This is a genomic window from Streptomyces sp. NPDC004051, assembly GCF_053604275.1.
Window position 1 is genome coordinate 174,454 of sequence record NZ_JBSGHG010000012.1, and the last position, 22,699, is coordinate 197,152.

Annotated in this window: 12 protein-coding genes and 1 pseudogene; 9 read left to right on the forward strand and 4 right to left on the reverse strand. The window is 72.3% G+C overall.

The window, feature by feature from the left end; all coding sequences use genetic code 11:
* Positions 1 to 97 precede the first annotated feature (97 nt).
* Complete coding sequence (locus tag ACWEQO_RS16065) at positions 98 to 4,732, forward strand: hypothetical protein (protein WP_452983315.1); 4,635 nt, start codon at positions 98 to 100, stop codon at positions 4,730 to 4,732.
* Positions 4,733 to 4,759: 27 nt separating this feature from the next.
* Here the strand turns inward: ACWEQO_RS16065 and ACWEQO_RS16070 are convergent, their stop codons facing one another.
* Positions 4,760 to 5,335: a hypothetical protein gene (locus tag ACWEQO_RS16070; RefSeq protein ID WP_361458043.1), complete on the reverse strand. Its 576-nt coding sequence runs from the start codon at positions 5,333 to 5,335 to the stop codon at positions 4,760 to 4,762.
* A gap of 418 nt (positions 5,336 to 5,753) precedes the next feature.
* Here ACWEQO_RS16070 and ACWEQO_RS16075 point away from each other — a divergent pair, with 418 nt between their 5' ends.
* The 6 genes and pseudogenes from ACWEQO_RS16075 (at position 5,754) to ACWEQO_RS16100 (ending at position 14,354) form a co-directional block, all read left to right on the forward strand.
* Complete coding sequence (locus ACWEQO_RS16075) at positions 5,754 to 8,528, forward strand: nitrate- and nitrite sensing domain-containing protein (protein WP_452983318.1); 2,775 nt, start codon at positions 5,754 to 5,756, stop codon at positions 8,526 to 8,528.
* A gap of 12 nt (positions 8,529 to 8,540) precedes the next feature.
* Complete coding sequence (locus ACWEQO_RS16080; RefSeq protein ID WP_361458049.1) at positions 8,541 to 8,975, forward strand: roadblock/LC7 domain-containing protein; 435 nt, start codon at positions 8,541 to 8,543, stop codon at positions 8,973 to 8,975.
* A gap of 9 nt (positions 8,976 to 8,984) precedes the next feature.
* A complete protein-coding gene (locus ACWEQO_RS16085; protein WP_361458052.1) occupies positions 8,985 to 9,380 on the forward strand; it encodes a DUF742 domain-containing protein in 396 nt (131 codons plus the stop codon).
* 24 nt (positions 9,381 to 9,404) lie between these two features.
* Positions 9,405 to 13,113: pseudogene (locus tag ACWEQO_RS16090) on the forward strand (hydantoinase B/oxoprolinase family protein).
* On the forward strand, positions 13,094 to 13,699 hold the full coding sequence (locus ACWEQO_RS16095; RefSeq protein ID WP_361458055.1) for a GTP-binding protein: 606 nt from the start codon (positions 13,094 to 13,096) through the stop codon (positions 13,697 to 13,699). The pseudogene ACWEQO_RS16090 and the gene ACWEQO_RS16095 overlap by 20 nt, the downstream one beginning before the upstream one ends.
* Before the next feature lie 112 nt (positions 13,700 to 13,811).
* Positions 13,812 to 14,354, forward strand: coding sequence for an NUDIX domain-containing protein (locus ACWEQO_RS16100; RefSeq protein WP_452983323.1), 543 nt, complete (start codon positions 13,812 to 13,814; stop codon positions 14,352 to 14,354).
* 28 nt (positions 14,355 to 14,382) lie between these two features.
* Here the strand turns inward: ACWEQO_RS16100 and ACWEQO_RS16105 are convergent, their stop codons facing one another.
* The gene (locus ACWEQO_RS16105; protein WP_452983326.1) at positions 14,383 to 16,761 is read right to left on the reverse strand and encodes a glycoside hydrolase family 31 protein; all 2,379 of its coding nucleotides are present in this window, start codon (positions 16,759 to 16,761) and stop codon (positions 14,383 to 14,385) included.
* A gap of 211 nt (positions 16,762 to 16,972) precedes the next feature.
* On the opposite strand from ACWEQO_RS16105, the gene ACWEQO_RS16110 reads away from it, so the two are divergent.
* Both ACWEQO_RS16110 and ACWEQO_RS16115 read left to right on the forward strand, forming a co-directional pair.
* Entirely contained in the window at positions 16,973 to 18,949 is a 1,977-nt protein-coding gene (locus ACWEQO_RS16110) for an acetoacetate--CoA ligase (protein ID WP_452983329.1), read from the forward strand.
* A 126-nt stretch (positions 18,950 to 19,075) separates the two neighbouring features.
* Positions 19,076 to 19,966 carry a hypothetical protein gene (locus ACWEQO_RS16115; protein WP_452983332.1) on the forward strand — a complete coding sequence of 297 codons (891 nt, stop codon included), beginning with the start codon at positions 19,076 to 19,078 and terminating at the stop codon, positions 19,964 to 19,966.
* Positions 19,967 to 20,073: 107 nt separating this feature from the next.
* On the opposite strand, the gene ptsP is transcribed toward ACWEQO_RS16115, so the two are convergent.
* The gene (gene ptsP, locus ACWEQO_RS16120; RefSeq protein ID WP_361458070.1) at positions 20,074 to 21,744 is read right to left on the reverse strand and encodes a phosphoenolpyruvate--protein phosphotransferase; all 1,671 of its coding nucleotides are present in this window, start codon (positions 21,742 to 21,744) and stop codon (positions 20,074 to 20,076) included.
* Between the two features lie 79 nt (positions 21,745 to 21,823).
* On the reverse strand, positions 21,824 to 22,273 hold the full coding sequence (locus ACWEQO_RS16125) for a PTS sugar transporter subunit IIA (protein WP_361458073.1): 450 nt from the start codon (positions 22,271 to 22,273) through the stop codon (positions 21,824 to 21,826).
* Between the last annotated feature and the right edge of the window lie 426 nt (positions 22,274 to 22,699).

The following is a 22,699-nucleotide window of genomic DNA, read 5'->3' on the forward strand; positions in this document are numbered from 1 at the left end:
CCGGCCCCGCCGCAGCACGTCCTCACCTCGTTCCCGTCCCCATCTCCGTTCCTGTTCCCGAACCACCCCGATCTGCCGAAGACTTCGAGAGTCCGCCATGTACGAGCTGTCCCGGGTCCGCCTCTACTCCATCGGGCCCGCCGGCGCGCGTTACGCCGACACCGTGCTCGACCTGCGCGGTGTCGGCGAGACCGTGCCCGAACCCGCGCCGACGCAGGCGGAGTTCTTCGCGGAGGAGCCGGTGGGCCCGCCCCGTCGGCCCGCGCCCGCCGGGGTGCTCTTCCTGGAGAACGGCGGAGGCAAGTCCGTCCTGCTGAAGCTGATCTTCTCCGTGATGCTCCCGGGCCACCGCAACACCCTCGGCGGCGCGAGCTCCGGAGTGCTGCGCAAGTTCCTGCTGGCCGACGACTGCGGACACGTGGCGCTGGAGTGGCAGCACGTGCTGACCGGCGAGTGCGTCGTCGTCGGCAAGGCCAGTGAATGGCGCGGCCGCCAGGTCTCCAACGACCCGAGGAAGTTCGCCGAGGCCTGGTACTCGCTGCGGCCCGGCCCGGGACTCAGCCTGGACAACCTTCCCGTCGCGGAGGCCACCACCGTACGGCCGCCCGCCGACGGCCAGTCGGGCGCACGGGGCCGCCGCCGCACCATGAAGGGCTTCCGGGACGCGCTCACCGAGGCAGGCAGGACGTACCCGCACCTGGAGGTGCACTGGGAGGAGACCCACGAGCGCTGGACCGAGCACCTCGGCGACCTGGGACTCGACCCCGAACTCTTCCGCTACCAGCGGGAAATGAACGCCGACGAGGGCGAGGCGGCCGGCCTCTTCGCGGTCAAGAAGGACTCGGACTTCACCGATCTGCTGCTGCGCGCCGTCACGGACACCCGTGACACCGACGGACTCGCCGACCTGGTCGGCGGCTTCGGCAACAAGCTGGGCCGGCGCGCCGAGCTGATCGCCGAACGGGACTTCACCGCCGGGTCCGTCGAACTGCTCGGCAGGATCGTCGAAGCGGCCGGCGCCCGTACCCGGGCGCGGGAGATCCACACCGCGGCCGAACGCCGCACCCGCACCCTGGCCCGCAGGCTCTCCGCGCGCGGCCACCAGGAACGCGTCCGCGCCGCAGACCTCGCGCAGCGCGTCACCGCCGCCGCCCACGCCGTCACCCGGGCCGGGACGGCGCGCGAACACAGCGCGCTGGTCTCGGCGGAGATCGCCTATCGGCACGCCTCCCTGGCGCTCACCGCGGCCGAGAAGTCCGCCGCCGCCCAGAAACGGGAACTCGCCGACGCACGCACCCTGTACTCGGCCTGGCAGGCCGCCGAGGCGGCGCTGCGCCACCGCGCCGCCGCCGACCGGGCCGCCAGGGTCTCGGCCGCGATCCAGGAGGCCGAACGGGACGCGGCCCCCGCGCTGGCCGCCCGCGCCGAGGCCGCCGTCGCCCTCGTACGCGCCCTGCACACCGCCGCACAGAACGCCGAGAACCTCGCCAACGAGGAGGAGGAGCGGTCCGCCGCCCTCCAGGAGGTCAGCGACGCGGCCCACCGCGACGCCACCGCCGCCGCCACCGAGGCACAGCGGGCCCGCAGCGAGATCGGCCACCTCAGGCAGCGCCTCGCCGAGGTCGAGCAGGAGACCGCCGAGGCCGTCCGGGCCGGTTGGCTCGACGACAGCGCCCCCGACGCCGACCCGGCCCGCGCCGCCCTCGCGGCCGGCGACGCGGAGAAGACCGCGGTCGCCGCCTGGGACTCGGCCCGCGAAGCGGCCCGCAGGGCGACCGAGCACGCGCGCGAGGCCGCCGCCACCCAGGCGCGCGCGGAACTCACCGCAGCCCGCGCGGCGGACGCGGCCACGGCGGCCGACCGCGCCCACGAGGGCGAGCTCCGCACCGCGCAGGCCCTGGCCGCCGAGGAACGGCCGGCCGAGCTGCTGGGCCTGACCGCCACCGACGCCCGCCCCTCGGTCCCGCGGCCCCGCCCCGACACGGATGCCGAACCGGACGGCCGTCCGGCAGAAGGCGCCCTCACCGCCACGGAACTGGACCGCTTCGCCGACGACCTGCGCGAACTGCTCGACGACGCGGTCTCCTCCGCCGAACGCCAGTTGTTCGAACTGCGCACCGCCGCCGCCGACGACGCCCGCATCCTGGGCGCCCTCGGAGACGGCGGACTGCTGCCGCCCGGCCCGGACGTGCTGGCCACGGTCGAGTACCTCGGTGAGCACGGCATCCCCGCCCTGCCCGGTTGGCGTTATCTCGCCCAGGCCGTCGACCCCGCCGACCACGCACGCGTGCTGGCCGCCCGCCCCGAACTGGTCGACGGCGTCATCATCACCGACCCGGACTCCCACACCCGCGCCCGCGCGGCCCTGAGCGACGCGGCCCTGCTGCCCCGGTCCACGGTCGCCGTCGGCACGGCCGCCGCCCTGCTCGCGCCGGCCCCGGCGCCGGACACGGACACCGGGGATGTCTTCCTCGTACCGCCGAACCCGGCCATGCACGACGAACACGCCGCCGACGAGGAGCGGCAGGCGCTGCGCGTCCGGGCGGCCGCGCGGGACGAGGAGATCCGTGCGCTGGCGGCGCGGCTCGCCAAGGACCGGGAGCTGACCGCACGGCTCACCTCCTGGCGTACCGGCTGCCCGCCCGGCCGGCTCGCCGAGCTGGCCCGCGCGGCGCACGGTGCCCGCGCCTTCGCGACGGAGTGCGAGGCGGAACTCGCCGAGGCACGTGCTCTGCGGGTGGAGGCCGAGGAGGCCGCCGCCGAGGCCGCTCGAGTGCGTGACGAGCGGCAGGAGACCGCACAGAAGGCCCGGCGCGCCGCAGACGCCCTCGCGGGACTCGCCTTCCGGCTGCGCGAGCGGGGCGGCTGGCAGGCCAGACTACGGGAGTTGGCCGACGACGCCGCCGAGGCGGAGGCCGGCGCCCAGGCCTGCCTGGAGCGCGCGCGGGCCGCCGACGAGGACCGCCGCGGCGCGCAGCGGGCCGCAGACGACGCCCGACGCACCGCGCGGGCGCTGCGCGCCGAACGCTCCGAGATCGCCGGCGCCCCCGACGACGTACCGGAGGACGGCACCGAGACGCCGCAGATCTCCCTGCCCGCCCTGCGCGAGGCGTACCGGGCCGCGTCCCAGGTCTACGAGAAGGTCGGCGTCGGCGCCGACCTGCGCGCCGAGCAGGCCCGCGCCGAGAGCGACGAGAGCGCGGCACGCGCGGAGCTGGACCGGCTGAGCAACAAGGTCCGCACCCGCGCGGAGCAGTTGCTCCAGTCGCCCGACGGTTCGGACGGCCCGAGCCGCCAGGCCGCCGCGGCCCGCGCCGAGGAGCTGGTGCAGCTTCTGGAGACCCGCATGTCGAGCGCGAGCGAGCAACTCGGACGGCTGCGCGGCGAGGCGGAGCGGCTCGCACCCGAGGAGGGCGGGGAGCACACCGTGCTCCCCGAGGAGCTGGTGCCCCGCGACGCCGAACACGCACAGGCGCTGCTGCGGACCGCCACGGCCGAACTGGCCTCCCGGACGGAGGAACTGGACCGGGCCAGCCGGACCCACGGAGAACTCCTCGACGCGCACCGCGCCGCGGAGGACGCCGCCGCGGGGTTCGACGAGATCGCCGCCATGCTCCGCGACCTGCTGCGTGAACACGCGTCCGAGGAGGAACCGGAGCAGCCCGAGCCCTACCCGGGCAGCCTGGCGGAGGCCCGTGACTCCGCCGCGGAAGCCCGCCGGTCACTGCGGGGCTGCGCCGCCGACCTGTCCGCCACCGAGTCCGCGGTGCGCGAGGCGAGCGACATCCTCGTCCGGCACGCCAACTCCACCCGCTACGAGCAGGTCCGCACCCCCGCACGGCAGCAGATCCGCGAACTGCCCGCCTCCGCACTGCCCGAGCACGCCCACAAGTGGGCGGACGCCTTCGCACCCCGGCTGAGGGTCCTCACCGACGAGCTCGAACAACTGGAACGCAACCGCGACTCGATCGTGGACCGGCTCAGAGGACTCGTCGAGTCGGCCCTCGCCACCCTGCGCTCCGCGCAGCGGCTGTCCCGGCTGCCCGAAGGGCTCGGCGAGTGGTCCGGGCAGGAGTTCCTGCGCATCCGCTTCGAGGAACCCGACCAGGCGACCCTCACCGAACGGCTCGGCGAGGTCATCGACGAGGCGACCCGCGCGGCCGTGCGCAAGAACTCCGATCTGCGGCGCGACGGCATGTCCCTGCTGCTGCGCGGAGTCGCGGCCGCCCTCCGGCCCAAGGGCATCGCCGTCGAGATCCTCAAGCCGGACGCCGTGCTGCGCGCCGAGAGGGTCCCCGTCGGGCAGATGGGCGACGTGTTCTCCGGAGGGCAGCTGCTCACCGCGGCCATCGCCCTCTACTGCACGATGGCCGCGCTGCGCTCCAACGACCGGGGCCGGGAACGGCACCGGCACGCCGGCACCCTGTTCCTCGACAACCCCATCGGCCGCGCCAACGCCACCTACCTGCTGGAGCTCCAGCGGGCCGTCGCCGACGCGCTCGGTGTGCAGCTCCTCTACACCACCGGCCTCTTCGACACCACGGCACTGGCGGAGTTCCCACTGGTCATCCGCCTGCGCAACGACGCCGACCTGAGGGCGGGCCTGAAGTACATCAGCGTCGAGGAGCACTTGCGGCCGGGCCTGCCCGAGGAGGCGACGGACGGGGAAGCCGTGCACAGCGAGATCACGGCCACCCGGATGTTCAAACGGCCCGCCCCGGCGAACGGCTGATCAGACCGCCCGAGTGAAGCGTCCGGCTCAGGGGTGGGACAGCTGGCCGGCCCCGCCCCGGCGGCGTATTCGTGCCTGCGCACGCTGGGCGGACCTCTCCTTGCGACGGGCGCGGCGCCGCTCGCGCCGCAGGGCCCGAGCGGTGCTGCTGGGCGAGGACACCACGCCGTTGCGCTGGTTCCAGACCTGGCGCGTCACCCACACGTCGAGGACCCCCCAGGTGGCCAGGACCGTGCTGACGATGCTGCTGATGACCATGGGGAAGGCGAGCCAGGACCCGGCCAGCGTGCACAGAAGGGCCACCATGGCCTGGATCAGTGTCATCGCGACGATGAGCACGGCCCGTACGGCCGCCGTGCGCACCGGATCCGGCAGGCGGCGCCGCCGCGCGGGCTCCTCGACCCACAGCGGCCGACGCGCGTCCCTCTCCGAGCGGGTGCCCTCGCCGGGTACGTGGCCCGGTCCTCCCGGACCGGTACCGACCATCGCGGCTCCGGGCTCCGCCGCGGGGGCGCCGCGGTTCGGCGCCTCGGTGTCCGGCCGCGTCGTCATCTGCGCCACCGAGGCGTCCCCGGACGCCTCGTACCGCTCCGCCGTGCCCATCAACGTGTCAACTCCCCACCGCCGGCAGTCCGCCCGCTCGCGTCCGAAGACCCGGCTCCCCAACGACTGCCCGGCTTGCACTGATTTACGCCGCTCGGATGCGAGGCGCGGCCCCTGCGGCCGATTCCGCCCCCATCTCCCACAGAGAAGGACGAACGGCACGTCGCAAAGATTCCCGGACAAGGAAAGAAATCGGCCAACTGTACCCGTCGGGTCCCACGGAACGGCACCGGTCCTCCCCCTCGACCCGGCATGCAATCTCCCACAATGCACGGACAACTCGCCATGTCCCGTCGTCGGTACGGAAGTTCGGATTCCGGAGAACCCTTCGAGTCGGCCGCGGCTCAGTAGTAGGCTCGCGCCGTTTGTTGACGCACATGTGTGCTCTCGGTCATCCGAGGGCGAGCTGGGGGAGGCCATGCGCTTTCGCGGGAAGTCGGTCCGCCGGAAGATCGTGGCGCTGCTTCTCGTGCCGCTGGTGTCCCTGACGGCGATCTGGGGCTTCGCCACGGCGTTCACGGGACGGTCGGTCACTCAGCTGTTGCGGGTCTCCGCCGCGGTCGAGGACATCGGCCACCCGATCGAGAGAACCGTCCGCGTCCTCCAGCAGGAACGCCGCCAGACCCTCGTCCATCTCGCCGATCCGCGGGCCTCGGACACGCTCTCCGCGCTCCGCACCACTCGCACGGCCACCGACGGAGCCATCGCCGAGGTCCGCAGGAACGCGGATGGCCCCGATGCCCGCGACGGGCTGGGCACGGGCGGCGAGGACCGGCTCACCGCCGTCCTGGACGCGTTCGACGGCATCGACTCCCTGCGCGGCAGCGTCGAGCAGGGCACGATGAACCGCGCCGAGGCCCTCGACCAGTACAACCTTCTCGTGGACTCCTGCTACGCCCTTCTGACCTCCCTCGACGGCATCGACAGCGTGGAGGTGGACCAGCAGGGCCGCGCTCTGCTCAACCTCAGCCGCGCCCGTGAACTCCTCGCCCGCGAGGACGCCCTGCTCGGCTCGGCCCTCATCGTCGGCACACTGTCCCGCACAGAGGTACGCGACGTCTCCGACCTCGTGGCCCAGCGCACGCTGCTGTACGACATCGCTCTGCCGCAGTTGCCGGCCGCGGACCGGGACCGCTACGAGAGCTTCTGGAAGAACGCGGCGTCCGCCCCGCTGCGCGTCGCCGAGGAGGCGGCCCTCTCCTCCGGCGCCGGGCCGCCCCGCGGAGTCACCGCGAAGAGCTGGGACACCGCCGCCGGCCATGTGCTCCAGGAACTCGGTGCCCTTGACGACCAGGCCACCGACCGCCATCAGGACCGCGTCCAGCCGGTCGCCATGGACGTCATCACCCGGGCCCTCGTCGTCGGCGTCCTCGGACTGGTGGCCGTCCTCGTCTCCCTCGTCCTGTCCGTGCGCATCGGCCGAGGCCTCATCCGTGACCTGCGGCAGTTGCGTCTCGAGGCGCATGAGGCGTCCGGCGTGCGACTGCCCGGTGTGATGCGCCGTCTCTCGGCGGGCGAACAGGTCGACATCGAGACCGAGGTCCCCCGCCTGGAGTACGCCAGGAACGAGATGGGCGAGGTCGGCCAGGCCCTCAACACCCTGCATCGCGCGGCCGTGGAGGCGGCCGTCAAACAGGCCGAACTGCGCTCCGGGGTCTCGGAGGTGTTCGTCAACCTCGCCCGCCGCAGCCAGGTCCTGCTGCACAAGCAGCTCACTCTGCTGGACAGCATGGAGCGCCGGACCGAGGACACCGAGGAACTCGCCGACCTGTTCCGGCTGGACCATCTGACCACCCGCATGCGCCGGCACGCGGAGGGCCTGGTCATCCTCTCCGGGGCCGCGCCCTCCCGGCAGTGGCGCAAACCCGTCCAGCTCATGGACGTCGTGCGTGCCGCCGTCGCCGAGGTCGAGGACTACGAGCGCATCGAGGTCCGCAGACTGCCGCGGGTCGCCGTCACCGGCCCCGCCGTCGCCGACCTCACCCACCTCGTGGCCGAACTCCTGGAGAACGCGACGGTGTTCTCCCCACCGCACACCGCCGTCCAGGTCCTGGGCGAGCGTGTGGCCAACGGCTTCACCCTGGAGATCCACGACCGAGGGCTCGGCATGGCGGCCGAAGCGCTGCTGGACGCCAACCTGCGGCTCGCCGAGACCACGGAGTTCGAACTCTCCGACACCGACCGGCTCGGACTGTTCGTGGTCAGCCGTCTCGCGCAGCGGCAGAACGTCCGGGTCTCCCTGCAGCCCTCCCCCTACGGCGGCACCACCGCGGTCGTCTTCATCCCGGACGCACTCCTGACGGACGACGTCCCGGACACCAACGGAGCCGGCTTCCGCCTCGACAGGCCCCGGCGCGCCAAGGAGAGGGCACCAGAGCAAAACTGTCGTCCCGCGCTGTCCCAGGTACCCGTACAACGGCCCGGACTGCCCGCCTCGCTGCTGGACGGGCCGGTCGAACTCGAGGGCCCCGTCGACCTGGACGCCCTCGACGACTACCCGGGGGCCCCGACGGACGGGGACGACGAACACGGCGGCCTGCTCCGTCCCCGGCGCTCCCCGGCCCGCACCAAGGACGAGCGGCCGGGCCCTCGGCGTGAGCCGCATCAGCGGGCACCCGAGAACCGCGACGGACCGGACAGAGACAGGACCAGAGACAGAGACAGAGACCGGACCAGGGGCAGGGAGGGGAGCAGGGACAGGGACACGGACGGGCAGACGAACGGCCCCGCTCCGCTGCCCCTCAGGGGAGTCCCCAAGCTGGTCAGTTCCCACGGCCGCCCGGTCGGCGACGGGCACGTCCGCCGAGAGCGGACGGACCACGACACCGGCGCCCCCTCCGCCCACCCGCGACGGGAGCCCGCACCGCCGCCCCTGCCCACCCGACGACGGAGCACGGAGCCCCGCCCCGGCGGCGCCCCGCAGGACGCGGACGGCCCGCAGGACGCAGGCGACCGGCCCGACCCCGGATCGCTGCCCCGACGGGTACGGCAGGCCAGCCTCGCCCCACAGCTCAAACGAAGTACGCGACCACGGAACGAGGAAAGATCCCAGTCCGTCGAACGGGACGCGGAGGAAGTGCGCAGCCGCATGGCCTCGCTGCAGCGAGGCTGGCAGCGCGGCCGCGACGAGAACGCCGAGGCCGATCACGGCCCCGGCGGGACAGCACCACGAGGAACGACCAAGAACGACTGAGGGGGACGGTCGATGACCGCACCGAACACGACCAGCCACGCCGAAGGCGGCAAGGGGGAGCTGAACTGGCTCCTCGACGACCTGGTGGACCGCGTCGCGAGCATACGGAAGGCCGTCGTGCTCTCCGGCGACGGCCTCGCCACGGGAGCGTCAGGGGAACTGACCCGCGAGGACAGCGAGCACCTCGCCGCCGTGGCCTCCGGATTCCACAGCCTCGCCAAGGGGGTGGGCCGCCACTTCGAGGCGGGCGATGTCCGCCAGACCGTCGTCGAACTCGACGAGGCCTTCCTGTTCGTCACGGCCGCCGGAGACGGCAGCTGTCTCGCAGTCCTCGCCGACGCCGACTCGGACGTCGGGCAGGTCGCCTACGAGATGACCCTTCTCGTGAAGCGGGTCGGTCCGCATCTGGACGCCGAACCACGCACCGATCTGCCCTCAGGAGGGTAGTGGAATGACATGAGTGCTGAGGGCGAGGGAAGAAGCCACTGGTTCGACGAGGAGGCCGGACCGGTCGTCCGGCCCTATGCCATGACGCGGGGCCGCACCTCGAGTGCGGCCCAGCACCGCCTCGACCTGATCGCGGTGGTCGTCACCGAACCCGACGCGGACGATCCGGAGGCGGACCCCACCCTCTCCCCGGAACACGTGGACATCGTCGGGCTGTGCCGTGACACGCCGCAGACCGTCGCCGAACTCGCCGCGGAACTCGACCTGCCCGTCGGAGTGGTACGAGTCCTCGTCGGAGACCTCGTCGACCTCGAATCCGTCCACGTGAACCGCCCGGTTCCCCCCGCCGAACTGCCGGACGAGAGTATCCTGCGCGACGTGATCAACGGCCTCCGAGCGCTGTGAACGGCGCGGAAGCGGGTTACTGACATGGCAGGCTGGCAGTTCTGGGTGGACCGAGGCGGCACCTTCACCGACATCGTCGCGCGCCGCCCGGACGGGCGACTGCTCACCCGCAAACTCCTCTCGGACAACCCGGCCCTCGCGCCCTCCCGGCGTCGTTCCGGCAGGGCGGCCACCGCCGCCGACGCGGCGGTCGCGGGCATCCGCGAACTGCTAGCCGGCTCGGGTGCACCCGTCGAATCCGTACGCATGGGCACCACGGTCGCCACCAACGCCCTCCTCGAGCGCACGGGCGAACGAACGCTCCTGGTCGTCACCCGCGGCTTCCGGGACGCCCTGCGCATCGCCTACCAGAACCGCCCCGCCATCTTCGCCCGCCGCATCGAACTGCCCGAGCTGCTGTACGAACGGGTCCTCGAGGTGGACGAACGCATCGCCGCCGACGGCACCGTCCTGCGGGCCCCGGACCTAGACTCCCTGAGCGGGCCGCTGCGCCAGGCCCACGCCGACGGCATCCGGGCCGTCGCCGTGGTCTGCATGCACAGCCACCGCCACCCCGCCCACGAGCAGGCGGTCGGCGAACTCGCCGCCCGCATCGGCTTCCCGCAGATCTCGCTCTCCAGCGAGGTCAGCCCGCTGATGCGACTCGTCCCGCGCGGGGACACGGCCGTCGTCGACGCCTACCTCTCGCCCGTGCTGCGCCGTCACGTGCAGCACGTGGCCGACGAACTCGACGGGGTACGGCTGATGTTCATGCAGTCCAACGGCGGTCTCGCCGAAGCGGCGCAGTTCCGCGGCAAGGACGCCATCCTGTCCGGTCCGGCCGGCGGCATCGTCGGGATGGCCCGCATGTCGCAGATGGCCGGCCACGACCGGGTCATCGGCTTCGACATGGGCGGCACCTCCACCGACGTCTCGCACTTCGCGGGGGAGTACGAACGCGTCTTCACCACCCAGATCTCCGGCGTACGGCTGCGCGCGCCCATGCTGGACATCCACACGGTCGCCGCCGGCGGCGGCTCGGTCCTCCACTTCGACGGCTCCCGCTACCGCGTGGGACCCGACTCGGCGGGCGCCGACCCCGGCCCCGCCTGCTACCGGGCCGGCGGCCCGCTCGCCGTCACCGACGCCAACGTCATGCTCGGCCGCATCCAGCCCGACCACTTCCCGGCGGTCTTCGGCCCGAACGGCGACCAGCCCCTCGACACCGAACTCGTCCGGGACCGCTTCACCACCCTCGCGCACGAGATCCGCGAACGGACCGGCGACGACCGCACCCCGGAACAGGTCGCCGAGGGCTATCTGCGGATCGCCGTCGCCAACATCGCCGCCGCGGTGAAGCGGATCTCCGTCCAGAAGGGCCACGACATCACCCGCTACGCCCTCACCACCTTCGGCGGTGCGGGCGGGCAGCACGCGTGCATGGTCGCCGACTCCCTCGGTATCCGCACCGTCCTCGTACCACCCGCGGCCGGTGTCCTCTCCGCGCTCGGCATCGGCCTCGCCGACACCACGGCCATGCGCGAACGCTCCACCGAAACACCGCTGGAGCCCGCCGCGATGCCCGGCGTCCACCGGACCGCGGACGACCTCGAAGCGGCGGCCCGCGCCGAACTCCTCGCCGAGGACGTCCCCGAGGACCGGATCGAGGTCACCCGCCGCGCCCAGCTCCGCTATGACGGCACCGACACCGCCCTCACCGTCGAACTGACCGACGCCGACACCATGCGCCGTGCCTTCGAAGAACGTCATCGCGCCACGTACTCCTTCACGCTCGACCGCCCGATCGTCGTCGAATCCCTCTCCGTCGAAGCCACCGGCATCACCGACCCCCCCGATCTCTCCACCCTCGCCCCCTACCGGGGCCGCCCCGCGGCTGCGCGGCCCGTCCGCCTCCACACCGGCGGCGCCTGGCGCGACGTCCCCCTCCACCACCGGGAGAAGATTCCCCCCGGCGAGACCGTCTCCGGCCCGGCGATCGTCACCGAGGCCGGCTCCACGACGGTCGTCGACGAAGGCTGGCGGGCCTCGCCGACCGAGGACGGGCATCTGGTCATGGAACGCGTCGCTGTCACGCAGAGTTCCGACCTCGACACGGAAGTCGACCCGGTCCTGCTTGAGGTCTTCAACAACCTCTTCATGTCCATCGCCGAACAGATGGGCGCCCGCCTCGAGTCCACCGCCCAGTCCGTCAACATCAAGGAGCGCCTGGACTTCTCCTGCGCCCTCTTCGACCCGGACGGAAACCTGGTGGCCAACGCCCCTCACATCCCCGTCCACCTGGGGTCGATGGGCGCCGGCGTCAAGGAGGTCATCCGGCGGCGCGGTGCCACCATGCGTCCGGGCGACGCCTACGCCGTGAACGACCCGTACCACGGCGGCACCCACCTCCCCGACGTCACCGTGATCACCCCGGTCTTCGGCACCGCGTCCCCCGGCACCACCTCTCCCGGCACCGTGGGCGGCGACACCACGGAGGGTGACCGGAAGGTCCTCTTCTACGTCGCCTCGCGCGGCCATCACGCCGAGATCGGCGGCATCGCCCCGGGCTCCATGCCCGCCGACAGCCGCACCATCGACGAGGAGGGCGTCCTCTTCGACGACTGGCTCCTCGCCGAGGACGGCCGGTTCCGCGAGCACGAGACACTCGGCCTCCTGACCGGAGCGCGGTATCCCTCCCGCAACCCGCAGACCAACCTCGCCGACCTGCGCGCCCAGATCGCCGCCAACCAGAAGGGCGTCGACGAGGTCGGCCGCATGATCGAGAACTTCGGCCTCGACGTGGTCCAGGCGTACATGCGGCACGTGCAGGACAACGCCGAGGACGCGGTACGGCGCGTCATCGACGCCCTCGACGACGGCGAGTACACCTACGAAACCGACTCGGGCGCCACCATCCGCGTGCGCGTGCGCGTCGACCGCGAGAGCCGCTCCGCGACCATCGACTTCACCGGCACCACGGCACAGCTCCCCACCAACTTCAACGCCCCCTTCTCCGTCGTCAACGCGGCCGTCCTCTACGTCTTCCGGACCCTGGTCGCCGACGACATCCCGCTCAACGACGGCTGTCTGCGCCCGCTGCGCATCATCGTGCCGCCCGGCTCCATGCTGGCGCCCCGGCACCCGGCAGCCGTCGTCGCGGGCAACGTGGAGACCTCCCAGAGCATCACCGGCGCCCTCTACGCGGCGCTCGGCGTCCAGGCCGAGGGCTCCGGCACCATGAACAACGTCACCTTCGGCAACGCCCGCCACCAGTACTACGAGACCGTCGCCTCCGGCTCGGGCGCGGGAGAGGGCTTCCCCGGAGCGTCCGTCGTGCAGACCCACATGACCAACTCGAGGCTCACCGACCCCGAGGTCCTGGAGTGGCGGCTGCCCGTCCGCCTCGAGGAGTTCGCCGTGCGCGCGGGCAGCGGCGGCGCGGGACGGTGGCGCGGCGGGGACGGAGCGGTCCGCCGCATCCGGTTCCTGGAACCCATGACCGTCTCCACGCTGTCCCAGCACCGCAGGGTCCCCCCGTACGGCATGGCGGGCGGCGCGCCCGGCGCGCCCGGCGCCAACCGGGTCGACCACGCGGACGGCAGCGTCACCGAACTCGGCGGAAGCGACTCGGCGGACGTCCGTGCCGGCGACGTACTCGTCATCGAAACCCCCGGCGGTGGAGGATACGGTCCACCGCCCGATCCCCACCGAGCACCGAGCAGGAGAGAAGGACGATGATCTTCGGGCGTTCTGAGCGCGGCAAACCCCCGGTCGAGCCCGTCACGCTCAAGATCCTGGTGGCCGGTGGCTTCGGCGTGGGCAAGACCACGCTCGTCGGAGCGGTCAGCGAGATCAGGCCGCTGCGCACCGAGGAACTGCTCACCGAGGCCGGACGCCCGGTCGACGACCTCAGCGGTGTGGAGGCGAAGAACACCACCACCGTGGCCATGGACTTCGGCCGCATCACGCTCCGCGAGGATCTGGTGCTGTATCTCTTCGGGACCCCCGGTCAGGAGCGGTTCTGGTTCATGTGGGACGAGCTCGCCGAGGGCGCCCTCGGGGCCGTGGTGCTCGCCGACACCCGGCGGCTGGAGGACTGCTTCGCGGCCGTCGACTACTTCGAACGGCGCTCCATACCGTTCCTGGTCGGCGTCAACTGCTTCGAGGGAGCCCCGCGTCACCCGGTCGAGGACGTCCGCCGGGCCCTCGACCTCGACGCGCACGTACCGCTGGTGACGGGCGATGCCCGGGACCGCGAGTCGGTCAAGGAGATGCTCATCGGTGTCGTCCAGCACGCCATGGCACAGGCGGCCCAGCGCCGCCGGACCGTCACCGTCTGAAGCGCGCCAGGACGTGCTCCACACCCCCGCACGCAGGGCGGACAGCGGGCCGGGGGGCTGCTCCGCATAGCCCCCCGAAGACACCCCCGCCGTGATCGGCTACAGTCCGCGCGTGCCCAGAAACCGAACCCCCGGCCCGGCCCCCGGCCCCGTGCCGGACTCCCACTGTTCGAGCTGCGGTACGTCCTTCGGCGCGGACGTCTCCGGCTGGCCCCGGCGCTGCCCGGCATGCGGCGCCGTCGCCTATCGCAACCCACTGCCGGTCGCGGTCGCCCTCCAGCCCGTGTACGACGCGAAGGGCACCGCCCTGGTCGTCATCACCCGGTCCATCGCCCCCGCGCGCGGAGGCACGGCCCTGCCCGGCGGGTACATCGACGACCGGGAGGACTGGCGCCAGGCCGTCGTACGCGAACTCCGGGAGGAGACCGGCATCGACGCGGCGAGCCGGGACGTGCGACTCGCGGACGCCATGAGTTCGCCCGACGGACACCTCCTGCTGTTCGGTCTCCTCCCGGAACGTCCCGCGGAAGGCCTGCCGGCCTTCGCCGCCACGGACGAGACGGAAGGCCGGCGCCTGCTGCGCCGCGCGGAGGAGCTCGCCTTCCCGCTGCACACGCGGGCCGCGCGCGCCTGGTTCGAGGGCCGGTACATCTGACTTCCGCCCCACCCCGCCCCGGCACGGCTCAGCCCGGTCCGAGCCCGCGCACCCGCACCGGGTAAGGCGAATCGCGAGGGCCGTCCTGCCCCTCCCGCTCGACGACGATCCGGGCCCCCGCCCAGCGGACGCCGTACCGCTCGATCTCCGGCTCCTCCCAGCCGTCGCCGGCGTCCGCGACGACCGTCCCGCCCCCGGCCCGCCCCCGCACGGGCGCCCACACCTCCAGCTCCAGCCCACCGTCCTGCCCGCGCACGGGAATCACGGCACCCGCGCGGGCGAACACCGGAATGCGGTCCAGAGGCGCGTCGACCAGCACCTGGGCGGGCCCGTCGTACGCCCGCCCGGTAGTCGACTCGTACCAACGTCCGCGGGGCAGCCGCACCGTACGCCGTTCCACCCCCGGGGCCAGCACCGGCGCCACCAGCAGGCAGTCACCCAGCAGGAAGGCGTCCTCGCAGTCGCGCAACGCGCGCTCCTCCGGAGCCGACCACCACAGCGGCCGCACACAGGGAGCCCCGGTGCGCCGGGCCAGGTGCGCCAGCGTCACGAAGTACGGCTGCAGCCGGCGACGCCCGAGGAGGACCACGCGCGCGTGCCGCACCACCTCGGCACCGAACTCCCACGGCTCCTTGCTCCCCGCCCCCGCGTGCGTGCGGAACAGCGGCAGATGGGCACCCAGCTGGAGCCACCGCAGGTACAGCTCCGCGGACGGGTCCCCGTCGACTCCGCCCACATCCGGCCCCGCATACGGGACACCGCACAACCCGAGCCCCATCACCAGGGCCAGGGAGGCCCGCAGTCCGGGCCAGCCCGGGGCCGCCTCCCCCGACCAGGTCCCCCCGTAGCGCTGCATACCGGCCCACCCCGAGCGCGAGAAAACGAACGGCCGTTCCTGCGGCACCAGCGTCCGCAGCCCCTCGTAGGCCGCCCTGGCCATGCACAGCGCGTACACGTTGTGCGCCTCGCGGTGATCGCCGCCCCGCCCGTCCAGGGCGTGCCGTGCCGAGCGGGGGAGCGTCGGCTCCCCGAACGCGGTGAACGACGTCGGCTCGTTCAGGTCGTGCCAGAAACCCGCGAAACCCTGCTCCAGCCGCTCCGTGTACAGACCGCCCCACCACCGGCGCACGCGCGCGTGGGTGAAGTCCGGGAACACCACGTCTCCGGGCCAGGAGACGCCCTGGACGACCTCTCCCGAGGCGCTCCGCACGAACGCCTCCCGCACCGCACCCGAGTCGTGCACGGCGTCGCCGCCCCCGGCGGCGACCGCGGGACCGACGGCCGACACCAGCCGGATCCCGTCCCGCCGCAGCTCGTCGGCGAGCCCCGGCAGCTTCGGGAACCGCTCCTCGTCGACGGTGAACACCCGGTGCGCGTCGTGGTGGTCGACGCCCAGATGGACGGCGTCGAGCGGCAACCCGTGCTCCCGGTAACGGGCGACGGTCCGCCGCACCTCCTGCTCGCCGCCCCGGCCCCACCACGCGTGATGGTGGCCGAGGGCCCACGCGGGCGGCAGCGCGGGCGCACCGGTCAGCGAACCCCAGGCGAACAGCACCCGTGCGGGGGTGCCCACCATCACCCAGCAGCGCAGCGGGCCCCCGTCCATCCGCACGGTGCTCGTCCCGGCCCGGTCGTGCCCGGAGCCGGCACCCTCAGCACCCTCCCGTAGTGTCACCGTGCCGTCCCACGAGTTGTCGTGGAACGCGAGATGCGTGCCCGCGTCGGCCACCACCAGCTGCACCGGCATCGTGATGGGACGCGGATCGCCGCCGGGCCCGAAGGCGCGACCGGGGCCCGTGTTCCACAGCCGGTGGGCGCCGTCCCGCAGCCCGGGCCCGAGGGCGCGTCCCCCGAGCCCGAAGAAGCGGGCGTCGGCCCGCACCTCCGACCGCTGCATCCAGCGCGCGGGGCCCCCTTCCACCGGTCCCACCGGCCCCACCGGCTCCCACCAGCGCGGCGGCAGATCGCGCCGCAGAACCACCCCTCCCGGGGTGAGCACCTCGACCGAGCCGAGCCGGGAGACGGCGACCGTCACCCGCTCGGCGACCACACGCCAGCCGCCGTCCGTGTCCGGCTCCAGCACCGCCCGCGGATCCGGATCCGGACAGCGGCCGGCCAGCGCGTAGGACGGCTCGGGGGCCGCCCCGTCCCAGCCCCAGAAGACGGCGCCGTTCACGGCGACGAGGATCCGCAGCTCGGAGCGGCTGAACCGGACGACACCACCCCCGGGCCCGGGCTCCACCTCCCGCACCTGTCCGGGCGTCCGAGCGCGCTCCGCTCCCCGGGACGGCAGCCCGGTGGCGTCGGCCCGTCGCCTGCGCCATGCCGCCCGTACGGTGCGCAACCCCCGTGCCGCGCCCACCGAACCGACCGATCTCACCGAACGCACCAGGCCACGACCGTCCATGGTGCTCACCCTGCCATCGCGTGCACTTCACACGAGTGTCGTTCAACTGCCGTTCACCCGTGATCGGACCACATCTTCACGACACGGGTGGTGGGGGCGCACCCTGGTTCCGAAGACGATCACATGGCATCGTTCCTGTCAGCCGCGCCACGCGCACACCCCAGCCCGTGCGCGCAGGACGCACACGACGCGCACAGTCCGGGAGCCGCCCATGTCGACCGAGAACCCCCAGCCGCTCTGGCAGCCTGATCCGCAGCGCATCGCCCAGGCCAGGATCACCCTGTTCCAGGCATGGGCCGCCGAGCGGCACAAAGCCCCCGCCGAGGGCGGTTACGCGGCACTGCACCGCTGGTCCGTGGATGAGCCGGAAGCCTTCTGGAAGGCCGTCACGGAGTGGTTCGACGTCCGCTTCTCGACCCCCTACGCACGCGTGCTGGGCGACCGTTCGATGCCCGGCGCCCAGTGGTTCCCCGGCGCCACCCTGAACTACGCCGAACACGCCCTGCGCGCGGCGGCGGCCCGGGCGGACGAACCGGCGCTCCTGTACGTCGACGAGACCCATGACCCCAGGCCCGTCACCTGGGCCGAGCTGCGCCGCCGGGTCGGCTCCCTCGCCGCCGAGCTGCGCGCCCTGGGCGTACGTCCCGGAGACCGCGTCAGCGGCTACCTCCCCAACATCCCGCAGGCCGTCGTCGCCTTCCTGGCCACCGCGGCGGTGGGCGGAGTGTGGACCTCCTGCGCGCCCGACTTCGGCGCCCGCAGCGTGCTCGACCGCTTCCAGCAGGTCGAACCGGTCGTCCTGTTCACCGTCGACGGATACCGCTACGGCGGAAAGGAACACGACCGCCGCGACGTCGTCGCCGAACTCCGCCGTGAACTGCCCACCCTGCGCGCGGTCGTGCACATCCCCCTGCTCGGGACCGACGCCCCCGACGGAGCCCTGGACTGGTCGGCCCTGACCTCCGCGGACACCGAACCGGTCTTCGAACAGGTGCCTTTCGAGCATCCGTTGTGGGTGCTCTACTCGTCCGGCACCACCGGACTGCCGAAGGCGATCGTCCAGTCCCAGGGCGGCATCCTGGTCGAACACCTCAAGCAGCTCGGACTCCACTGCGACCTGGGGCCGGAGGACCGTTTCTTCTGGTACACGTCGACCGGCTGGATGATGTGGAACTTCCTCGTCTCCGGTCTCCTCACCGGAACGACGATCGTCCTGTACGACGGCAGTCCCGGCCACCCGGACACGGGCGCCCAGTGGCGGATCGCCGAACGCACCGGCGCCACCCTCTACGGCACCTCCGCCGCGTACGTCATGGCCTGCCGCAAGGCCGACGTCCACCCCGCCCGCGACTTCGACCTCTCCGCGGTGCAGTGCGTCGCCACCACCGGCTCCCCCCTGCCGCCCGACGGCTTCCGCTGGCTGCACGACGAGTTCGCCGAGAGCGGGGCCGACCTGTGGATCGCCTCCGTCAGCGGCGGTACGGACGTCTGCTCCTGCTTCGCGGGAGCCGTACCCACCCTCCCCGTGTACATCGGCGAACTGCAGGCACCCGGTCTGGGCACCGACCTGCAGTCCTGGGACCCGAGCGGCAAACCCCTGACCGACGAGGTCGGCGAGCTCGTGGTCACCCGTCCGATGCCGTCCATGCCGATCCACTTCTGGAACGACCCCGACGGCAGCCGCTACCACGACAGCTACTTCGACACCTACCCCGGCGTCTGGCGGCACGGCGACTGGATCACCCTCACCTCGCGCGGCTCCGTCGTCATCCACGGCCGCTCCGACTCCACGCTCAACCGCCAGGGCGTCCGCATGGGGTCGGCGGACATCTACGAGGCCGTCGAACGCCTTCCCCAGATCAAGGAATCCCTCGTCATCGGCGTCGAGCAGCCCGACGGCGGCTACTGGATGCCCCTGTTCGTGCACCTGGCACCGGGCACCGTGCTCGACGAGGACCTGAAGGGACTCATCCGGCGGACCATCCGTGAGCACCTGTCGCCACGCCACGTCCCGGACGAGATCATCGAGGTGCCCGGGGTGCCGCACACCCTGACCGGCAAACGCATCGAGGTCCCGGTCAAACGCCTCCTCCAGGGCACGCCGCTGGAGAAGGCGGTCAACCCGGGATCCGTCGACGACCTGGAGCTGCTCACGTTCTACGCGGACCTGGCCCGCCGCCGCACCTGACCCTCCCCGGACGAGGACCGGCCGGTCACCCGGCCGGTCCGGTGCCACCCACCGTCACCGCCGTACGCCGTTGTCAGTGCCCCCGGTTACTGTGAGTGAGCATTGATCGACCGTACAGGGGGAGACATGACGTACACCGACCACCGAACCGTCCGCCGTGTCCTGCGCCGGGAAATCGCGGGCACCATCGGGGTGCTGACGGACGAGCACGACTTCCGCGCCATGCGGCACTACCGAAGCTTCGTCTTCGACGACCACGCCACGTACCTCCGACACGTGGAGGCCGTCCTCAGGACACGCGCCCTGCAGGGCAACCACACGACACTGGCCCTCTTCGACCCCGAGGAGTACGCGGCATTCTGCGCGCACACGGGCCTCGACCCCGACCGCCGCACCAGCCGCACCCGCTTCACCGCCGAACTCGCGGCCACAGGACCCACCATCCCCTACGAGGGACAGCCGTTGGCCGATCTCCTGCCCGCCCTCGTCGACGAGGCGGTCCGCCGGGCGACCTGGGAGTACGCGACCACACTCCTCGCCCGCCTCGGCGCCTGCGCCTCGTGCGGTGAGGACCTGGGCCGCGAGGCCTTCACCCGCGCCTCCCAGCTGATCGTCCGCATCCTCGACACCGCGGGGCCCGGCAACCGGCACCTCGTCTGCAGTGTCTCCGGACCGCCCGAGACCCTCGTCGCCGTCCTGCACGCCGACGACGCCGACGGACACATGGAGCTGGACGACACCGAGCTCCTCGAATTCACCACGGTGCTGGCAGTCGGCCTCGCCACCGGCAGCCCGGGCGGACTCGTCATGCGGACCACCGCACCAGGCACCGCCGACCGCATCCACGGCTGGCGGCTGCGCACCCACGGTCTCGAGCCCCTCACCGCGGGAGAGGTCTTCGACGCCTACTGCACCGACGTGGAATCCGGAGACCTCATCTCGCCCGAGTCCAATGTCGACTACTGCGAACCGCCCGACCTCGGGGACGGTGGCCCGAGCCCGACCCACCGCCACTGAACACGAACGGGAGACGCAAAACGTAAAGGAAGGAAAAGGGGCGCCCCAGCACCTGGAGCGCCCCTCACCAAGAGCGGCTGGTCGAGGCTGCCTGCCCCGCCTGCCGGCTACTCGCCCGACAGCACTGCCTGAGCGGCCCTACGGGCCTCCTCGGCGCTGTCGGTCGCGCGAGCCGCCGCCGCGGCCCGCTCGCACTGCGCCAGCGTGAACTTCGCCAGCGCTGCCCGTACATAAGGAATGGACGCCGCGCCCATGGAAAGGGAGGTGACACCCAGACCGGTCAGCACCGAAGCGAGCAGCGGGTCGGACGCGGCCTCGCCGCAGACACCGCAGCTCTTGCCCTCGGCCTTCGCCGCCTCGGCGGACAGCGCCACCAGGTCGAGCAGCGCGGGCTGCCACGGGTCCTGCAGCCGGGACACCGCGCCCACCTGGCGGTCCGCGGCGAACGTGTACTGCGCGAGGTCATTCGTCCCCAGCGAAAGGAACTCGACCTCCTGCAGGATCGAGCGCGCGCGCAACGCGGCCGACGGAATCTCGACCATCGCACCGAACTTCGCACGCAGACCCGCCTCACGGCACGCGTCGGCGAAAGCCTTGGCATCGGTGCGGTCCGCCACCATCGGGGCCATCACCTCGAGCTGGACGGACAACCCCTTCGCGGCCTTGGCCAGCGCCGACAGCTGGGTACGCAGCACCTCCGGGTGGTCGAGCAGCGACCGCAGACCACGCACACCCAGCGCCGGGTTCGGTTCATCGGCCGGGGTGAGGAAGTCCAGCGGCTTGTCCGCGCCCGCGTCCAGCACGCGCACCACCACACGGCCTTCGGGGAAAGCCTCGAGCACCTGACGGTAGGCCGCGACCTGCTTCTCCTCGGAGGGAGCGTTCTTGCTGTCGTCCAGGAAGAGGAACTCGGTGCGGAAGAGGCCGACACCCTCCGCGCCCGCCTCGACCGCGGCCGCCACATCCGCCGGACCGCCGATGTTCGCCAGCAGCGGCACCGTGTGCCCGTCCGCGGTCGCACCGGGCCCGGTCGACGCGCTCAGCGACGCCCTGCGCTCGGCCGCCGCAGCCTCGAGCTGTCCCTTCTTCTCCTCGCTCGGGTTCACGAAGACCTCGCCGGTGCTGCCGTCCACCGCGATCATCGTCCCCTCGGCGAGCTCACCGGCGCCCGGCAGGGCCACCACGGCCGGCACACCGAGCGCCCGCGCCAGGATCGCGCTGTGGCTGGTGGGCCCACCTTCCTCGGTCACAAAGCCGAGCACCAGGGTGGGGTCCAGCAGCGCCGTGTCCGCCGGCGCCAGGTCCCGAGCCACCAGGACGTACGGCTCGTCACTGTCCGGGACCCCCGGCATCGGCACTCCGAGCAGCCGCGCGACGATCCGATTCCGCACGTCGTCGAGATCGGCCACGCGGCCCGCCAGGTACTCACCGGCGGCGGCCAGCAGCTCGCGGTACGCGGCGAACGCGTCGTACACCGCACGCTCGGCGGTGCTCCCCGCGGAGATACGACGTTCCACGTCCGTCATCAGCTCGGGGTCCTGAGCCATCATGGCCTGAGCCTCGAGGACAGCCTGGGCTTCACCGCCCGCCAGGTTGCCGCGCGCCATCAGATCGGCCGCCACCGCCTCCACGGCCTTGCGGGCGCGCCCCTGCTCACGCTCCGCCTCTTCCGCCTGGATCTGCCTGGCCGGCGGTTCGAGCACGGCCGTTCCCATGTGCCGAACCTCGCCGATCGCCACACCGTGGCTCACGCCGACGCCTCGCAGCGTTGTCTCCATCTCACCCGTCTCCGATAGTGCGGCGGCTCACGCCACCGAATTGGTTGCCCTGCTCGCCGTCAGTGGGACGGCAGTGACGTCACTTCCAGAGGAAGAGACTGTCGCCGGCCTTCACCTCGCCGTCGTCGCGCAGCTCGGAGAGAGCCTCCGCGGTGGCCTCCAGAGCCACGACCGGGCACACCGGGGACTTCCCGGCGGCCTCGACGGCGGCAGGGTCCCAGCGCACGATGCTCTGACCACGAGTCACGGTGTCGCCCTTGTTGACGAGCAGCTCGAAGCCCTCGCCGTTGAGCTGCACGGTGTCGATACCGAGATGCGTCAGCACACCGCGCCCGCTCTCGTCGACGACGACGAACGCGTGCGGGTGGAGAGAAACGATGACGCCGTCCACGGGGGAGACGGCGGCGGAAGGCTCCCGTACAGGATCGATCGCTGTACCCGGGCCGACCATGGCCCCGGAGAAGACGGGATCGGGCACGGACTCCAGTCCGATGGCCCGTCCTGCGAGCGGGGACGTCACGGTGGTCATGGGAAGCCTCCCAGGGGCGGAGATCTGTAGGAGCCCGTCACTACCTGTCTCGGACGGCGCACTGTGATGCAGGGTATGTCATAGGTAGTACCGGTTCCGCGTGAGAGAACCGAATAGAGGTCTAGACCACATCTCGCGGCAATTTGCACCCGCTCCGCGCCTCCATGTACAGTCGAGGACCTGCCTGAGGGTGAGCGATGCGATCACACGCGTCCTGTCTCTCGGCGGCTCAACTCATCAGATCTTATCTCGAGATCACTTTCCGCATGCCTGCAGGGCGGTGGTCAGAGAGCCGGGAAAACACTGATAGAGTCTGGGAACACCGAAGGGAAGCGCCCGGAGGAAAACCCGCCAGGGTGAGTACGAAGGAAGCGTCCGTTCCTTGAGAACTCAACAGCGTGCCAAAAGTCAACGCCAGATATGTTG

Coding starts and splice junctions, on each gene's coding strand:
- ACWEQO_RS16070 (WP_361458043.1), bottom strand. CDS start 5,335: ATGGGCACGGCGGAGCGGTACGAGGCGTCCGGGGACGCCTCGGTGGCG.
- ACWEQO_RS16095 (WP_361458055.1), top strand. CDS start 13,094: ATGATCTTCGGGCGTTCTGAGCGCGGCAAACCCCCGGTCGAGCCCGTC.
- ACWEQO_RS16115 (WP_452983332.1), top strand. CDS start 19,076: ATGACGTACACCGACCACCGAACCGTCCGCCGTGTCCTGCGCCGGGAA.
- ptsP (WP_361458070.1), bottom strand. CDS start 21,744: ATGGAGACAACGCTGCGAGGCGTCGGCGTGAGCCACGGTGTGGCGATC.
- ACWEQO_RS16125 (WP_361458073.1), bottom strand. CDS start 22,273: ATGACCACCGTGACGTCCCCGCTCGCAGGACGGGCCATCGGACTGGAG.
- ACWEQO_RS16075 (WP_452983318.1), top strand. CDS start 5,754: ATGCGCTTTCGCGGGAAGTCGGTCCGCCGGAAGATCGTGGCGCTGCTT.
- ACWEQO_RS16080 (WP_361458049.1), top strand. CDS start 8,541: ATGACCGCACCGAACACGACCAGCCACGCCGAAGGCGGCAAGGGGGAG.
- ACWEQO_RS16065 (WP_452983315.1), top strand. CDS start 98: ATGTACGAGCTGTCCCGGGTCCGCCTCTACTCCATCGGGCCCGCCGGC.
- ACWEQO_RS16105 (WP_452983326.1), bottom strand. CDS start 16,761: ATGGACGGTCGTGGCCTGGTGCGTTCGGTGAGATCGGTCGGTTCGGTG.
- ACWEQO_RS16085 (WP_361458052.1), top strand. CDS start 8,985: ATGAGTGCTGAGGGCGAGGGAAGAAGCCACTGGTTCGACGAGGAGGCC.
- ACWEQO_RS16110 (WP_452983329.1), top strand. CDS start 16,973: ATGTCGACCGAGAACCCCCAGCCGCTCTGGCAGCCTGATCCGCAGCGC.